Annotated in this window: 15 protein-coding genes and 1 riboswitch; of the genes, 8 read left to right on the plus strand and 7 right to left on the minus strand. The window is 49.0% G+C overall.

The window, feature by feature from the left end:
* The first annotated feature begins 32 nt into the window (after window positions 1–32).
* A complete protein-coding gene (locus OWN49_RS03775; protein WP_003155105.1) occupies window positions 33–155 on the plus strand; it encodes a hypothetical protein in 123 nt (40 codons plus the stop codon).
* Between the two features lie 60 nt (window positions 156–215).
* Here OWN49_RS03775 and OWN49_RS03780 read toward each other — a convergent pair whose 3' ends face one another.
* The 3 genes from OWN49_RS03780 to OWN49_RS03790 form a co-directional block, all read right to left on the minus strand.
* Window positions 216–1,865 (minus strand): methyl-accepting chemotaxis protein, encoded by a 1,650-nt coding sequence (locus OWN49_RS03780; RefSeq protein ID WP_176283244.1) that lies wholly within the window; start codon window positions 1,863–1,865, stop codon window positions 216–218.
* Entirely contained in the window at window positions 1,862–2,839 is a 978-nt protein-coding gene (locus OWN49_RS03785) for a BMP family lipoprotein (protein WP_070081611.1), read from the minus strand. Before OWN49_RS03785 ends, OWN49_RS03780 begins: the two co-directional genes overlap by 4 nt.
* A 171-nt stretch (window positions 2,840–3,010) precedes the next feature.
* Window positions 3,011–3,907: a CvfB family protein gene (locus OWN49_RS03790; RefSeq protein WP_169539338.1), complete on the minus strand. Its 897-nt coding sequence runs from the start codon at window positions 3,905–3,907 to the stop codon at window positions 3,011–3,013.
* A gap of 99 nt (window positions 3,908–4,006) precedes the next feature.
* Between OWN49_RS03790 and OWN49_RS03795 the strand changes: the two genes are divergently transcribed.
* The 4 genes from OWN49_RS03795 (at window position 4,007) to OWN49_RS03810 (ending at window position 8,000) form a co-directional block, all read left to right on the plus strand.
* Window positions 4,007–4,498 (plus strand): YajQ family cyclic di-GMP-binding protein, encoded by a 492-nt coding sequence (locus tag OWN49_RS03795; protein ID WP_003155112.1) that lies wholly within the window; start codon window positions 4,007–4,009, stop codon window positions 4,496–4,498.
* A gap of 100 nt (window positions 4,499–4,598) precedes the next feature.
* A riboswitch (SAM riboswitch) is annotated at window positions 4,599–4,721 on the plus strand.
* Between the two features lie 89 nt (window positions 4,722–4,810).
* Window positions 4,811–6,652 (plus strand): bifunctional homocysteine S-methyltransferase/methylenetetrahydrofolate reductase, encoded by a 1,842-nt coding sequence (locus tag OWN49_RS03800; RefSeq protein ID WP_176283243.1) that lies wholly within the window; start codon window positions 4,811–4,813, stop codon window positions 6,650–6,652.
* Between the two features lie 82 nt (window positions 6,653–6,734).
* Window positions 6,735–7,175 (plus strand): GNAT family N-acetyltransferase, encoded by a 441-nt coding sequence (locus tag OWN49_RS03805; RefSeq protein WP_007409151.1) that lies wholly within the window; start codon window positions 6,735–6,737, stop codon window positions 7,173–7,175.
* Between the two features lie 198 nt (window positions 7,176–7,373).
* The gene (locus tag OWN49_RS03810) at window positions 7,374–8,000 is read left to right on the plus strand and encodes a pentapeptide repeat-containing protein (RefSeq protein ID WP_071392012.1); all 627 of its coding nucleotides are present in this window, start codon (window positions 7,374–7,376) and stop codon (window positions 7,998–8,000) included.
* Between the two features lie 7 nt (window positions 8,001–8,007).
* Here OWN49_RS03810 and pdxR read toward each other — a convergent pair whose 3' ends face one another.
* Window positions 8,008–9,450: a MocR-like pyridoxine biosynthesis transcription factor PdxR gene (gene pdxR, locus OWN49_RS03815; RefSeq protein ID WP_176283242.1), complete on the minus strand. Its 1,443-nt coding sequence runs from the start codon at window positions 9,448–9,450 to the stop codon at window positions 8,008–8,010.
* A gap of 125 nt (window positions 9,451–9,575) precedes the next feature.
* Between pdxR and OWN49_RS03820 the strand changes: the two genes are divergently transcribed.
* Both OWN49_RS03820 and OWN49_RS03825 read left to right on the plus strand, forming a co-directional pair.
* A complete protein-coding gene (locus OWN49_RS03820; RefSeq protein ID WP_058906696.1) occupies window positions 9,576–10,184 on the plus strand; it encodes a LysE/ArgO family amino acid transporter in 609 nt (202 codons plus the stop codon).
* A 54-nt stretch (window positions 10,185–10,238) separates the two neighbouring features.
* On the plus strand, window positions 10,239–10,733 hold the full coding sequence (locus tag OWN49_RS03825) for a DinB family protein (RefSeq protein ID WP_176283241.1): 495 nt from the start codon (window positions 10,239–10,241) through the stop codon (window positions 10,731–10,733).
* A 45-nt stretch (window positions 10,734–10,778) separates the two neighbouring features.
* On the opposite strand, the gene iolG is transcribed toward OWN49_RS03825, so the two are convergent.
* The 3 genes from iolG to OWN49_RS03840 all read right to left on the minus strand — a co-directional run bounded on the left by iolG (window position 10,779) and on the right by OWN49_RS03840 (window position 13,958).
* Window positions 10,779–11,810, minus strand: a complete 1,032-nt coding sequence (gene iolG / locus OWN49_RS03830; RefSeq protein ID WP_063174190.1) for an inositol 2-dehydrogenase — start codon at window positions 11,808–11,810, stop codon at window positions 10,779–10,781.
* Window positions 11,811–12,033: 223 nt separating this feature from the next.
* A complete protein-coding gene (locus OWN49_RS03835) occupies window positions 12,034–13,059 on the minus strand; it encodes a LacI family DNA-binding transcriptional regulator (protein WP_176283240.1) in 1,026 nt (341 codons plus the stop codon).
* A gap of 35 nt (window positions 13,060–13,094) precedes the next feature.
* A complete protein-coding gene (locus OWN49_RS03840) occupies window positions 13,095–13,958 on the minus strand; it encodes an AraC family transcriptional regulator (RefSeq protein WP_044053084.1) in 864 nt (287 codons plus the stop codon).
* Between the two features lie 122 nt (window positions 13,959–14,080).
* On the opposite strand from OWN49_RS03840, the gene OWN49_RS03845 reads away from it, so the two are divergent.
* Window positions 14,081–15,448, plus strand: a complete 1,368-nt coding sequence (locus tag OWN49_RS03845; RefSeq protein WP_003155121.1) for an MATE family efflux transporter — start codon at window positions 14,081–14,083, stop codon at window positions 15,446–15,448.
* The last annotated feature ends 13 nt before the right edge of the window (window positions 15,449–15,461 follow it).

Raw genomic sequence — 15,461 nt, forward strand, 5'->3', positions numbered from 1 at the left:
CATCCTAACGGACAGAAGGGAGGCTTTGCCGCATGAAAGATGATGACAAAAAACCGTTGGACAATAACGCCGTAAATCAGAAAAAGAACCGGCTTGCCGAAAAAAACCGGCAGGCGGGAAAAAACCAGAATTCCAAAAAACCGGACCATCTGTAAAAGCAAAACAGCCCTCTTGTCTTAGAAGAAAGAGGGCTGTTTTTTGCGCACGGATGTCTGTTACAAAGTAAACCGGCGGACCTGATCATTTAACCGCTCTGTCAGGCTCACCAGATTATTGACGCTTTCCGCCATTTTATGAAAAGAAGACAGCTGCTCAAGCGCGGAGGCAGAAATCTCTTCGCTTCCTGCAGCCGTTTCCTGAACGACGGCGCTGATGCTTTCTGCATGATGCAGCACTTGCTCACCAAGCTGTTTCGATTCGATGATCCGTCCGTCCAATTGAGTAAGCTCCGCCTTAATATGGGCGGCTTTTTGTTCAATATGGGCGAATGATTCTGACGTTTTCTCCATCAGCTCCTGCTGTCTGTCCGCTAAAGCGACGCCGGTCGTGACAGCTCCGGTAATAGATGTGATGCCGTCTTCAATTTGCTTTACCATATCGAAAATCTGCGCGGTCGCTTTGGCTGATCCGTCTGCGAGCTTCCGTATCTCCTCGGCAACGACGGCAAATCCTTTTCCGGCCTCGCCTGCTCTGGCCGCCTCGATTGCGGCGTTTAATGACAGCAGATTGGTCTGGCCCGCAATGTCGGAAACGGTCTGCGCCATCATACTGATGCCTGCCGCATGCTCTATGAAGAGATCGGCGGCTTCGGAAATCTCTTTTGATGTCTCATTGCTTTTATCAATGGCTTGCTTGGTCTCGGCTAAAGCACCTCGCCCCGCAGCCACCGCAGCAATCGTCTCTTCGCTGCTTCTCGTCGTTTGTTTTGAACGTTCGGCGTTCGCCTTTGAATGTTCATCCATTTGTTCAATGAATTGCACCGCATGCTGCAGATCTTCTGAAATGGTTTGGGAGCCTTGCGCCATTTCTTCCGTCGATACGGACACCTGCTCGGTCATGTCCTTCAGCGTCTGGTTTTCCTTCGTCAAACCTTCCGCAAAAGTCTCGACTTCACGGCCGACCTCTCCGATCGCCTGAATTAAGGTGCGGAGCTGTTCAGCCATCATTCCGAATGAGTCATTCAGCTCTTTCAGTTCGTCCTTCCCTTTATAATCAAGCATTTCAACAGCAAGGTTTCCTCCTGCAATACGACGGGCATTTTCAGCCATGCGGCGGATCGGCCCTGCAATTCTCTTCGTCAGCCTGATGGAAGATATGACGGTGACGGCAAGTATCACGATGGTCAGCACGGCTGCGCTGTAAACGATAAACTGAATCTGGTCAGCCGTCTGCTTCTGCATGTCTTCATAGTGATCCCGGCTTTTCAGATTCAGCATATAAATATCATTCAGGAGACCGTTGATGCGGGCCGCCGTCCTTGTCGCTTCAGCCGGGCTTTTCGAATCAAGGGCAGCGTCCGCCTCCGCCTGCCATGATTCGTATTTTTTGGCGAGTTTGTCAAAAGCGGCTTTGTCCGCATCGTCCCTCATCGTTTTTTTGAGCGCCGCCAGTTTGTCTGAGCTGCTTTTCATATAGCTTCGTACATCTTCTTTCTGGGCGTCTGCGAGCGTATAGGAATAGCCGGTGATACTTTCTTTTAACGTATTAAGGTCAGCTTTTGCTTCCTGGACGTTTAACAGCGTGTCCACTTCATCTTCATTTGAAGCCTGAATCTTCATCATGTTTACGATGGTAAAGCCGATGACGGCGGCGAAGCAAATCATCGTAACGGCTGCGTTAACGAGCAGCCTTGTCCGTAATGTCACTTCAGATCGCCTCCTTTTTCAATCAGACTGTTTTTCATATCCGTGATCTTTTTCGTCAGCCCGCCTGCGTTTTTGACAACTCTGATCTTGGCTAAGTCCATGCCGTTTTCCTTCAGTCCGTAAACGATCTCACCGCTTTTGATCTCCTTGTTGTCTTTTAAATCTTTCGCCAATTCATAGATGACATGGTCGACGTTTTTCACTAAAGAAGAGATAACGGCGTGCTCGGCGGTGTAATATTGATCGCTGTCAACACCGATGGCGTATACTTTTCGCGCCTCCGCTTCTTTCAGTGCGCCGACACCCGTGAAGCCGGCCGCCGTAAACAGGACATCGGCTTTTTTTCGGATCATGTTTTGGGCGATGCGCTTCCCGAGCTTATCATCATCAAACGTACCGCTGATTTCCGACAGCACGCGGATGTTCGGTTTGACTGATTCCGCGCCTTTCAGATAGCCTTTCTTAAACCGTTTAATGACGTCGGCATCTGAACCGCCGATAAATCCGATCGTGCCGGTTTTGCTCGTCATAGCCGCCAGCGCTCCGGCTAAGAAGCTTCCTTCATCCTCTTTAAACGTGACGGAGGTGACATTATCCAGTCCTGATACAGAATCAATCAGCACAAACCGCTGCTTCGGATATTTTTTGGCGACCTTTTCTAAATCCGCCTGCATGCTGTAACCGAGCCCCACAACAAGATCATTGCCTTCCCGGACAAGCTGGGTCAGTCCTTTTTCGTACGTACCGGTGTCTTTTATTTCTCTGTAATCAAATGTGATGCCGAGCTCGTCTCTTGCTTTCATCAAACCTTGAAAGCCTGAATCATTAAATGATTGGTCGCCGAGGCCGTTGTCTGTCAGCATGATGCCGATTGTTTTCGTTTTTTCGGCCGCCGTCTCCTCGGATTTGCCGGCACATCCCGCCGTGCTGAGCGCAAGCAGCAGTACAGCCGCAAATATCGCCATTTTTCTCATTGAAACTCTCCTTTTGTTTTTTTCTATAGTTATATATCGGTTCGGATGTCAGAATATTTTATTTCAATAAAATATGTATGTTCGGCAGGTTGATAAACAAATGAGGGATATAGGAGCTTTTGAGAAAATAAAAAACACCGGTTTTGGTTCACCGATGTTTTTGCAGAAAATTTATTGTTTTTCGTATGTCCAGCCGTCTTTCTGATACACTTTGCCGTTTTTCATCAGGTGCCCGAGCGCCCGCTTAAAGGCGGCTTTGCTTAAATGAAACCGTTCGCGGATATCGTCAGGATCGCTTTTGTCTCCGTAAGGCATCGCGCCGTTTCTTGATCTCAGATAGGTCAGAATCTCCTCCGCGTCAACCGAAAGCGCATCCTGCTTTCTCGGCAGCAGGGACATGTTGACGGAGCCGTCTTCCTTCACCTCGATAACACGCCCCGTCACGCGGCTGCCGAGTCTCGGCTCTTCTTTTCTTTCTGAAGGGTGAATAAACGCGCGGATGCCTTCATCGGTAATCAGAAAAGAGCCTGATGCGATCAGTCTGTACACCGTGCCTGTCAGGTCTTTATTCATGACGTCTTCCTCTGCATCCGTAAATAATTCACTGATGATATCCTCAGGCGCCGGCTTGGCAAACATGCGTCCGCGGCTTGTCACCTTCAGCATGCAATACAGTCTGTCGCCTTTTTGCGGCCAGACGGATTTGTACGGAGGCAGGTGCTCCGTTGCGACGAGCGCGTCTTTTGACAGACCGACGTCGACGAATACGCCCATATCCTCCACAGCGTCCGTCACTTCCACCCATCCGTAGTCATAAAAGCTGATAAGCGGCTTTTTCATCGTCGCCGCGAGTCTTTCCTGATGATCGACGTAAATAAATACGTCCACTTCATCTCTGTCTTCAATATCCTCTGTAATTTCACTGTTATGTAAAAGAACCGTATCCTCGCCGTCAGTTAAAAAATAACCGAAATCGGTTTGGTGATCTATACTAAGCGTGAGCTGCTGCCCTGGTCTCATGTTATCGTCCTTCCTGATTCGCCCGTATGGGGCTGATGTTTTTCTCATTTTTTCCAATATGCATAAATTCATGCTTTATGCAGTTGGACATTTCTCTTTATTCTACTATAATCAACTCATAAGTGAAATGTTATAGGAGGTTTTCTCATGGCAAAAGAAAGTTCTTTTGATATTGTATCCAAAGTTGAATTTCCCGAAGTGCAGAATGCGATTCAGATGACGCTGAAAGAAATCGGCACGCGCTATGACTTTAAAGGATCGAAAAGCGATGTAACTTTAGAAAAGGAAGAACTTGTCCTGATTTCTGATGACGAGTTTAAACTGAATCAGCTCAAAGATGTGCTGAGCGGCAAGCTGATCAAACGGGACGTGCCGACGAAAAACATTGAATACGGCAAAATCGAAAATGCCTCAGGGGGCACGGTGCGCCAGCGCGCGAAGCTTGTACAGGGCATTGATAAAGACAGCGCCAAAAAAATCAACGCGGTGATTAAAAACTCCGGCTTGAAGGTCAAGTCTCAGATTCAGGACGACCAAGTGCGCGTCACCGGAAAAAATAAAGATGATCTGCAGCAGATTATTGCAGCCGTCCGCGGGGCAGACCTGCCGATTGACGTTCAATTTATTAATTTTAGATAAATTATGTGATTCCTATTGATTATTGTCTCTATTTTCGGTAAATTTGGAGAAAGGGATTTTCACAGTTAAGTTTTGGAAACCCATGACAATTATATGAACGTTCTTATCAAGAGAAGCCGAGGGACTGGCCCGACGACGCTTCAGCAACCGGTGTAATGGTTTAACCCAAACCATGACCAAGGTGCTAAATCCAGCAAGCTAAAAACAGCTTGGAAGATAAGAAGAGAGACAAATGATTACAAAGTCTTCTTCTTAAGAAGACTTTTTTTATTTCTCTTTTTTCCTTGCTGAATGTGACGAAGGAGGCAAACAATGGGACTATTACAAGACTTAAAAGAACGGATTTTAATCGGAGACGGCGCGATGGGCACTCTCCTCTATTCCTACGGCATTGACAGATGTTTTGAGGAACTGAACGTATCAAAGCCCGAGGAAATCAAGCGGATACATAAGGCTTACGTCGAAGCCGGGGCAGACATCATCCAGACAAATACGTACGGCGCAAATTTTATTAAGCTCTCAAGATACGGACTTGAGGATGAAACAAAAAAAATCAATCAGGAGGCGGTCAGAATCGCGCGCGCTTCCTCAGACGGCGCTTATGTATTGGGAACGATGGGCGGCATCCGCACCTTTAACAAAAACGCCTACAGCCTGGAGGAGATTAAACGCAGCTTTCGGGAGCAGCTTTATTTATTGCTTCACGAAGAGCCGGACGGTCTGCTCTTGGAAACATACTATGATTTAGAAGAGGCGCGCGAAGTGCTGAAGATAGCGAGAAAAGAAACGGAACTTCCGATTATGCTGAACGTATCCATGCACGAACAGGGCGTGCTGCAGGACGGAACACCGCTTCGGGAAGCCCTCAGGTCAATTGCCGATCTCGGCGCTGACATAACGGGAATCAATTGCCGGCTCGGCCCGTACCACATGATTGAAGCGCTCACCGAAGTGCCGATTTTCCGTGACGCTTATTTATCGGTCTATCCGAACAGCAGCCTTCCGTCTTTAGAAGAAGGCAGGCTTGTTTATGATACGGACGATGCCTATTTCCGGGAGAGCGCCGTACAGTTCCGCACTCAGGGCGCGCGCATTATCGGCGGCTGCTGCGGTACGACGCCAAACCATATCAGAGCCATGGCTGAAGCGGTCCGCGGACTTTCTCCCGTCACTGATAAAGAAGTGAAAATCAGACGGGAAGAAGAAATCATCTCCGTCCGGAATGAACGGACCGAGCCTGGTTTAAACGAAATCGCCGCTCAAAAACGGTCAATTATCGTAGAGCTTGACCCGCCGAAAAAATTGAATTTTGACAAATTTCTGCAAGCGGCGGCTGAATTAAAAGAAACCGGCATAGAAGCGCTGACGCTCGCCGACAATTCATTGGCGACACCGCGGATCAGCAATGCCGCCTGCGGTTCATTGCTGAAAGAACGCCTTGATATCCGTTCTCTCGTTCACATTACATGCAGAGACCGCAACATCATCGGCCTTCAGTCACATTTAATGGGGCTGGATACGCTCGGGCTCACCGACATTTTAGCCATCACGGGTGATCCTTCAAAAATCGGCGACTTTCCGGGAGCTACCTCCGTCTATGATTTAACGTCCTTTGACTTGATCAGGCTGATTAAGCAATTCAACGAGGGCATTTCTTTATCAGGGAAACCGCTCGGCAAGAAAACGAACTTTTCCGTAGCCGGAGCATTTAATCCGAATGTCCGCCATCTTGATAAAGCAGTAAAACGGCTGGAGAAAAAAATCGAGTGCGGAGCTGACTACTTCGTGTCCCAGCCTGTCTACTCGGAGCAGCAGCTCATTGACATTCATCATGAAACGAAACACCTCAAAACACCGGTGTATATCGGAATTATGCCGTTAACGAGCAGCCGCAATGCAGAGTTCATTCATCATGAAATCCCGGGCATTAAGCTGTCAGACAGCATCCGGGAAAAAATGGCGCTCGCCGGCGAAGACAAGCAAAAGCAGAAAACCGAAGGCCTCGCCATCGCCAAGTCGCTTCTCGACACGGCGTGCGAACTGTTTAACGGAATTTATTTAATCACCCCGTTTCTCCGTTCTGATTTGACATCAGAGCTTGCAGCTTATATTAAGCAAAAGGATGAAAAGCGGGCTGATGTATATTTGCATTGACGCGGAAGAGGCCGCCTGATATGACAGGCGGCTTTTTCATGGTACGATACAGAAAAAGAATCAAGCAAAGGAGGATTTTTTTATGGTTGAAGTAAAACCCATCACCGCAGAAGACACATACGCGATCAGACACAGCGTGCTGCGCCCCCATCAGACGATTGAGGATTGTAAATATGATCAGGACAGCGTCAAAGGAGCATTTCATCTCGGAGGTTTTTACGACGGGACATTGATCAGCATCGCTTCTTTCTACCCGCAGAACCAGCAGGCTTTACAGGCGGCGCCCGCCTACCAGCTGCGCGGCATGGCGACGCTTGAAGAATACCGGACGCAAAAAGCGGGAAGCACGTTAATCGCCTATGCGGAACGAAAACTGGCAGATATGGGGGCGGCGCTTGTCTGGTGCAACGCCAGATGTCACGTGAAGGGATATTACGAGAAGCTCGGCTGGAAAAGCACGGGCAGCCCCTTTGACATACCCGGCATCGGCCCGCATGTGATCATGTATAAAGAACTCGCCTGAAACAGACAAAAGCCCTTGGGGACATGTCTCTAAGGGCATTACCTTGAATGTCACGTCTGCTTTTATATGCGACACTATTGACGCCCTCCCGCTTTTTTAATACCCTTTGTACATTACGCAACAGCAAGGTTGGCAGGCAGAAAGCGATATCTGCCAATTGCCGATTTCAGCTATTATGTTTAGAAAAGGGAGTATGAGATGAATACGATCCAAAAACCGAAAATCCCGAAAGAATTGCCGGTGCTTTCTTTCACTGAAGCGCTTCAGGATGAGGAGCTCAAAGAAGTCATCATTGAAAACGGCATCGTAAACGGCAAACTGGACGGCCTGCGTGCCGAAAAAGTCATTTTCAGAAACATCGTTTTTACGGATATCTCTTTCAGACATATGGAATGTACGGATGTCCTGTTTGACAAATGCGATGTCTCAAACGCTGATTTCAGCGGAAGCATCATCCATAGAACGGCGTTTCAGCATTCAAAACTTCTCGGCTTGAATCTGGCGGATTCCGCCATGCGTCATGTACGGTTTGAAGACTGCCTCGCAAATTACAGCTCCTTCAGCTATTCCAATATGAAGCATGTCCGTTTTGACTCGTGCGGCCTTTCAGAAAGTGAGTGGAATGATGCCGTTCTTGAATACACAGATCTTGACGTCTGTGATTTGAACGGCGCAAACTTCATCGGCACGTCTCTTTTTAATATGGATATCAGCACGTGCACATTTGATCATCTGCATGTCTCGCTTGATAAGCTGAAAGGATGCCGCATCTCTCCGGCGCATGCCGTTACATTCGCAGAAGCGCTCGGCGCCATTGTGACGTGATCTTTTATTAAACGAAACGGCGGGCAATGTCCGCTATCGTTTGAATGCCTTTTTCCAAGCCCGGTAAAGATGCGTACGAATAGGAAAGACGCAGGCTTTGCCGGTCTTCGGGAAGATAGAGAGCTCCCGGATTGATCAGCACGCCGGCCTCCAAGGCACGGATGAAAAGCGTCTGAACGGTGAATGCTTTATGGAAGGTGACCCAAATATAAAAGCCCCCCTCCGGCACACGCCACTCCGCAATATCTCCCGCGTATCTTTCAAGAAAACGCAATGCCGCATCTCTCCTGATTTTGAGTTCCTTTCTGAGACGCAAAAGACGCTCTTCATAGCGGCCGCTTGACAGCCATTGACATGCCGCCCATTGAGATAAAGCGCTGGAGCCGTAATCCGTCTGCATTTTAATATCGGCGAGCCTGTCTGCAACCGGCTCAGGGGCGACGACCCATCCGATGCGCAGACCCGGGCTTACGGTTTTTGACAGCGTACCGATATACAGTACATTCCCCTCACCGTCCATGGATTTTAACGGAGGCGGCGGTTCTTTATCGATCCATATATCACCGTATGCGTCATCTTCAATGACAGGCAGACGGTGATTTCTTGCGAGCGCGATGAGTTCCTTCCGCCGCTTGAGTGACATTACCGTTCCGGTCGGATTATGGAATGACGGAATGGTGTACAGCAGCCCCGCTTCGTATTGCCGACGGTAAGCGGGAAGATGATCCGTTTTGATTCCGCTCCCATCCATCGGCACTCCCTTAAGCTTGACGCCCGCTGATTGAAACACACGCAGGGAATGGAGATACGACGGGTTTTCAGTCAGCATGACGGAGTTTGGTTTTAGCAGCCCGATTGAAATGAGCTGAAGCGCCTGCAGCGCGCCTGAGACGATTACGATGGATGCCGGGGACGCGTGAATCCCCTTTGTTTTCAAATGTTCCGCGACGCTTTGCCGAAGCTGCAGGCTGCCCTTCGGTTCTTCATAGCCGAGCGCAAAAATGTTAGTTCCCGCTTCACGGAACAGTTCGCCCATCTCCTGCTCAGGCAGCAGCTCTTGACTCAGCTCACCCGTCCCCAGCCTGATCAGATCCGGACGCGGCTCGTTTTGATTAATGGCCTGAATCAAGGATGAATTCGGCTGATGACTCCCCGATGTAACGTACGTGCTCCAATCAAGGGGCTTAGCCGCTGCCATGATGCTCCACGTATTGTTGACGACCTTTGTGCCTCCCCCTCTTTTTCCTTCCAGAAGACCTTGGGCGATTAACTCATCAACTGCTGCCGTCACTGTGCTTCGGTTGACCTGAAGCTCCTCGGCGAGCTTTCTTTGTGAGGGAATTTTCGTGCCAATGGTCCATTCGCCATGAAGTATTTTTTCTTTTATATGCTGTTCGATCTGGAGATAAAGCGGTATGTGCGACTCCCGATCCGGACGCCAGCTGTTCATACGTCATCCCTCCTTCTTTATTTATTATACATTTGGCTGGTTTAAGTACCAGCCAAATGGCCGGAGACATCAGCACACAGTGCGGCTGCAATGAGATGTAGTTGACGATTGGGGGGTTTTACGATATGAATGCCATTCTTCACGGAGTGATGCTCGCTTTCGGCCTTATTTTGCCATTGGGCGCGCAAAACGTGTTTATTTTTCAGCAGGGAGCCTGGCAAAAACATGTGTGGCAGGCGTTTCCCGCAGTGATTGCCGCGGCGGTATGCGATACGATTCTCATCAGCGCGGCCGTCGCAGGCGTGTCAATGATTATTGCAGAGATTCCCGTTTTTCAGACCGTCATGCTTATAGGCGGCTTTTTGTTTCTCAGTTTTTTAGGCTGGCAGACTTGGAGAAGCAAACCGCAGGCCGAACAGGCGAAAAAAACAGTTTTCACGGCAAAAAAACAGGCGGTCACGGCCGCCATGGTATCCCTTTTGAACCCGCATGCGATTTTGGATACTGTCAGTGTCATCGGCACAAGCTCCGCCGCCTATCCGGGAATTGATAAATGGCTGTTTGCCGGTGCTTGTATCATGGTTTCCTGGGTATGGTTCGCCGGACTGGCATTCGCGGGACGGCTCGTCCAAACGGCGGATACAGGCGGCCGGCTCCTCGGCATCCTGAATCAATGCTCGGCATTGGTGATGTGGGGTGCTGCTTTTTATTTTGCGGCGCTTTTGTTTCGATAAAAGGAATTCGGCCAGGTCATGTTGAATGTACCGGAAGGAAGAGGGGGAATTGGAATGTCAGACATTTTAAAGCTGTATCACTACCACAGATGGGCAAATGAGCAAGTTATTCAGCATCTGAAGACCCTGCCCGCGGCAAGCTTACAGCAGAAACTGGATAGTGTTTTTCCGACTGTGAACGCCGTGCTTGTGCATATATACCGGGCGGATTACATTTGGCTTCACGTGCTTTACGGAGAAACTTACGAACAAATCGTCTCGCAATTTGATCAATTTGAAAAGCTTGACGGAGATTTTGAGGCGGTTGAACATAGAATGACTGAACTGGACAAAGAATACAGCGAATTTTTAAGAGACTTGGAGAACACGGAAGGTCCGATCTCCATTTCTCATCCGCGCATGGGAACGCTCCGGACGACATATGCCGATGTGATCCGGCATATTGTGAATCACGGCACATACCATCGCGGCAATATAAGCGCGATGCTTCACCAAATGGGCTATAAAGGCGTGCCGACTGACTACATTTTATTCTCATACGAATCATAAAAAAGCAAAGGCCTCCTGTGCCTTTGCTTTTTCACTTCGAATCTATCATAATCCGGCATAGTTGGGGGCGCCCGGGGTAAGCTTTACAGGCCTTCCGGTTTTAAAAGATTCCGTCGCGGCGATCCCGATTTCTAAGTTAATCGCGGCATCGATGTCTGTCACAATCGGCGTTTCCCCTTTTTTCACACATTCGGCAAAGTGCTCAAGCTCCAGACGGTAAGCGTCTTTAAAGCGGGCTTGAAAATCCGGAATAATTTCGTAGCTGCTGCCTGACTCCGTTAAAATGGTGACATGGCTGTTCCGCAGCGTGCCGACTAAAATGCTTCCCGCCGTCCCGATTATTTCGGCGCGGATGTCATGGCCGTACGGAGAATTTCGGCTTGCCTCCACATCGCCGGCCGCGCCTGAATCAAACTCAAGATACGTTATTGCCTGATCGACATCGCCGCACTCCTCCATGAATGGGTGCTTTAAAACCCTCCCGTGCCCGCTCACGGACGTAACCTCAGCATTCATGAGATATCTTGCGATGTCGTAATCATGAATCGAGCAGTCAATGAAAAGCCCTCCGCTATGTTTGATAAATTCCGCGGGCGGTGCGCCTTGATCTCTTGTAAATCCTTTATAATAAATGGGTCTGCCGATTTCCCCGGCGTCGATTCTTCTTTTCGCGTCAGCGTATGCCGGATCAAACCGCCTCATAAAACCGACCTGGCAGATGACGTCCGTTTCTTCGATTTTTTTCATGACTTTAATCGATTCCTCAAGACTCAGGGTGAGCGGCTTTTCAACAAAGATGTGCTTGCCGTTTTCAGCAGCCTTCATGATCATTTCCGCATGTGTGCTTGTCGGCGTGACAATGATGACGGCGTCAATCGTGTGATCTTCCAGCAGTTCATACGGGCTCTCCGTCCATTTGGCGATTCCTAATTCTTTCGCACACGCTTCCGCCTTCCCCTTCATCGGGTCACAGACGGCCGCAAGTTCGGCTCCCCGCACTTCGCCGGCTAAATGCTTCGCATGAAAATACCCTAATCGTCCTAATCCCAGCACCGCACATCTGACTTGATCTGTCATCTATCACCGCTCCTTTTTTCTTGAGGCCGCATGCCGTAATTGAGCAAGCGGTTTCCCTTATTAAACAGAAATTATTATTTTGAAAGCGTTTTATTTATAACTCAAGCTGTTGGCTTTCTTTGCTTGCAATCCGTAGTATTTGCGCAAGCGCTTTCCCAAAAGCTGTTTTAATTTTACAATGCTTTTCGCTCGTTTGACAATGTTTTTCACAGAAAAAACGCCCTTATCGCTGAGGGCGCGTTTTTACCGGTGCCGTAGAATGCCTGATGACGAGTTCCGGAGATAAAATGATTTTGCTTTTTGTTTTTTTCTTCCCTTGAATCTCATCAATGAGAAGTTCAACGACACGCCGCCCCATTTCGCGGATGGGCTGAGAAATCGTCGTGAGCGGCGGTGCCGTCATTTCAGCGAGAATGGTATTGTCAAAGCCGATGACGGACAAGTCTTCCGGCACCCGAATGCCCCGGGAGCGCGCCGCCTGTATCGCCGCGCATGACAAGACATCATTAAAGGCGAAAACGGCGGTCGGAAGGTCTCTGTCAAACAGCTCGCCCGCTGCCTGTTTTCCGCTTTCCAGCGAATATTCCGTCGGTATGATCAGCGATTCATCTAGTGTCATCCCCGCTTCCCGCATCGCTTTTTGAAAACCTTTGATTCTGTCTCTTTCACCCGTGGTCGAGCCGTTTCCGACGATACAGGCGATTCTTTCATGGCCTAAAGATATGAGATGCTCAGCCGCCGTATAGCCGCCGAGAAAGTCATCGATAATGACGACGTCCATCGGCGCGAGCGGTTTATCCTGCGTAATCATCGCAAGCGGGATGCCCGATTTCACAATATCATCAAGCGCCGTGACGCTGTCATCATGATCAAGTCCCGTCGCGAATATAATGCCGTCCGCCTGCTTCTGACGCAGCATCGAAAAATACTTCGTTTCTTTTTCAGGCTGATAATCGGTGCTGCAGATAATGATATGAAACCCAAGTACACCGGCGCTGTCTTCAATGCTTTTCGCCAGTTCCCCGAAAAACGGGTTTGAAATGTCCGGGGTGATCAGGCCGATCATATTCGTCTTTTTGCCCGTCAAAGCGGATGCGTGAACATTCGGATGATAGTCCATCTCCTCCATGACACGGAGCATCATCCGGCGGGTTTTGTCACTGATCCTCCCCGTATTGTTGATGACCCGCGAGACGGTCGAGATGGAGACGCCCGCTTTTTCGGCCACGTCGTAAATTGTCATTTTCATGCTTACCGATCCCTCTTCTGTTCTCTGGTATTAGGTCAGTCCGTTTTCCGGCTTACGAATTTGCGGTATTCAAGCGGCGAAATGCCTTCAATCTGTTTAAACAGTTTGGAAAAATAGGTTGGGTCCTCCATGCCGATGGCGTCCGCGATCGCCCCCATTTTGTCATTGGTTGCGGACAAAAGACGTTTCGCCTCCGTCATTCTGACTTTGTTCGTATACTGGCCGGGCGTGACGCCGAGCACCTGCTGCATGCAGCGGGTCACGTAGTCTTGGTTGTAATGAAGAGCCGAAGAGAGCGCTTTGATGGTTGTTTTCTCCTGATAGTGCTCCTGCAGGTACCGGGCGGCCTCCCATGCGACTCTTTCCTTTGCGGACGGGATTTGGAACGCTTCTTTCTGAAGATGGAGCAGCAGCTCTTCAAACAGAATCTGCTTTCTGAGCGGCAGGTCGGAGTTCTCGGCGCTGTCATCTGTCAGCACACTGAATTGCCCGGCCATAAACTGCGGGCGTCTCACCTTCCCTTTTTGCGGCAGGGACAGCCGGTAGCGGGACGGCTCTTCAAAGCTCCCTTTTTTTCGCCTCAGCTCCGACCAGTTGTTCCCGGTGGTTTCCGTCACCTCATAATCCGCTCCTTCAAAATGAAGCCACGAATAAGATGTCGTTTCTTCACTGCCTTTTGTTCCGTAATGTTCAAGACCGGGAGAAAGCAGAATGTATTCTCCCGCTTCAACGGAAAAGGCGTTTTCGTCTTCTGTAATGTAGAGGACGCCTTCTTTCACATACAGCAGATCAAACACCGGGAAGACCCGTCTCACATGGGTTTCGCCTTTTTTGAACACTCCTTCTCCCGCAGCGATAAAGACCGGGAACGGAGGGACTGTGAACTCGAGAAAGGACATGTTTCCGGCCCTCCTTTTTAAGTCGGATTTTTGCAAGAAGTTTCGTTTCTCTCCCTTTTTATTATAAGAAAATGGAGGTACACTTTTAAACGTTGATTTTTTCAGGAAAGGGGTTAAAAGAAATGAAACAAGCGATTTTAAAACGGGCTGCATTCAAACAATCCTCTGATCACAAACTCTCATTATACGCGCTGACTTGGCCGATATTTATTGAGGTTTCATTATATATGTTTATGGGAAACGCCGACACTCTTATGCTTAGCCAATACTCTGACAACAGTGTGGCGGCCGTGGGTGTCAGCAATCAGATTTTAAATTTAATTATCGTGATGTTCAGCTTTATCGCAACGGGTACGACAATTGTGATTTCACAGTTTTTAGGATCTAAACAGAAAAAAGAGGCGCAGGAAGTGGCTTATGTATCAATAGGAGCGAACTTTGTCATCAGTCTCGCCATCAGCGCCGCCATATTTTTTGCGGCCGTTCCGCTGCTTCATGTGATGGGTCTTTCCAATGAATTGATGCCGGATGCCAAAGTCTTTTTGCAGGTGGTCGGCGGGCTGTCCTTCATTCAGGCTTTGATTATGACGTTCAGCGCCATTTTAAAAAGCTACGGTCATACGAAGGATACGATGTTCGTTACGATCGGGATGAATATTTTAAATATTGCCGGAAACTTTCTTGTCATTTTCGGGCCGCTCGGCCTTCCGGTGTTAGGCGTCGCCGGTGTTGCGATGTCAACGTCCTTTGCGCGGATCATCGGGCTGATCGCGATGATTGTGATCGTCAAAAAACGCATCGGACTCGGTCTGACATGGCAAAAGATTTTTCACGTCCATAAAGAGCACTTGCGGAAACTCCTGAAAATCGGGATTCCGTCTGCCGGCGAACAGCTGTCTTACAACATTTCACAAATGGTTGTCACTTATTTTATCGCCATTATGGGCGCTCAGGCGCTTACAACAAAGGTTTATACACAAAACATCACCATGTTTATCCTGCTGTTCGGAACGGCGATCAGCCAGGGCACACAGATTTTGATCGGCAGATATATCGGCGCCAAACGGTTTGACGACGCTTATGACCGCTGCATGAAAAGTCTGTACTGGGCGCTTGGCATTGCCGCTTTGACATCCGTGATCATGACCTTGTTTTCAAAACAGCTGATCGGAATTTTCACAAGCAGTCCTGACATTATTGCGACGGCGAGCATGCTGATCGCCATGACGATCATTCTTGAGCCCGGCCGTTCATTTAATGTCATTATCATCAACTCGCTGCGGGCTGCCGGAGATGCAAAATTCCCCGTCTACATGGCGATGATTTCCATGTGGGGTATCGGACTGCCTCTCGCTTATCTGTTCGGCATCCATTTCGGATTGGGGCTTATGGGCATCTGGATTTCATTTATCGCGGATGAATGGGTCAGAGGCATTCTTATGTACAGAAGATGGCGGTCGCGGATTTGGATTCAAAAAGGGATTGCATAAACGCCCGGAGCTT

It is taken from the genome of Bacillus sp. NEAU-242-2 (genome assembly GCF_027853835.1).
Lineage (GTDB): Bacteria > Bacillota > Bacilli > Bacillales > Bacillaceae > Bacillus > Bacillus velezensis.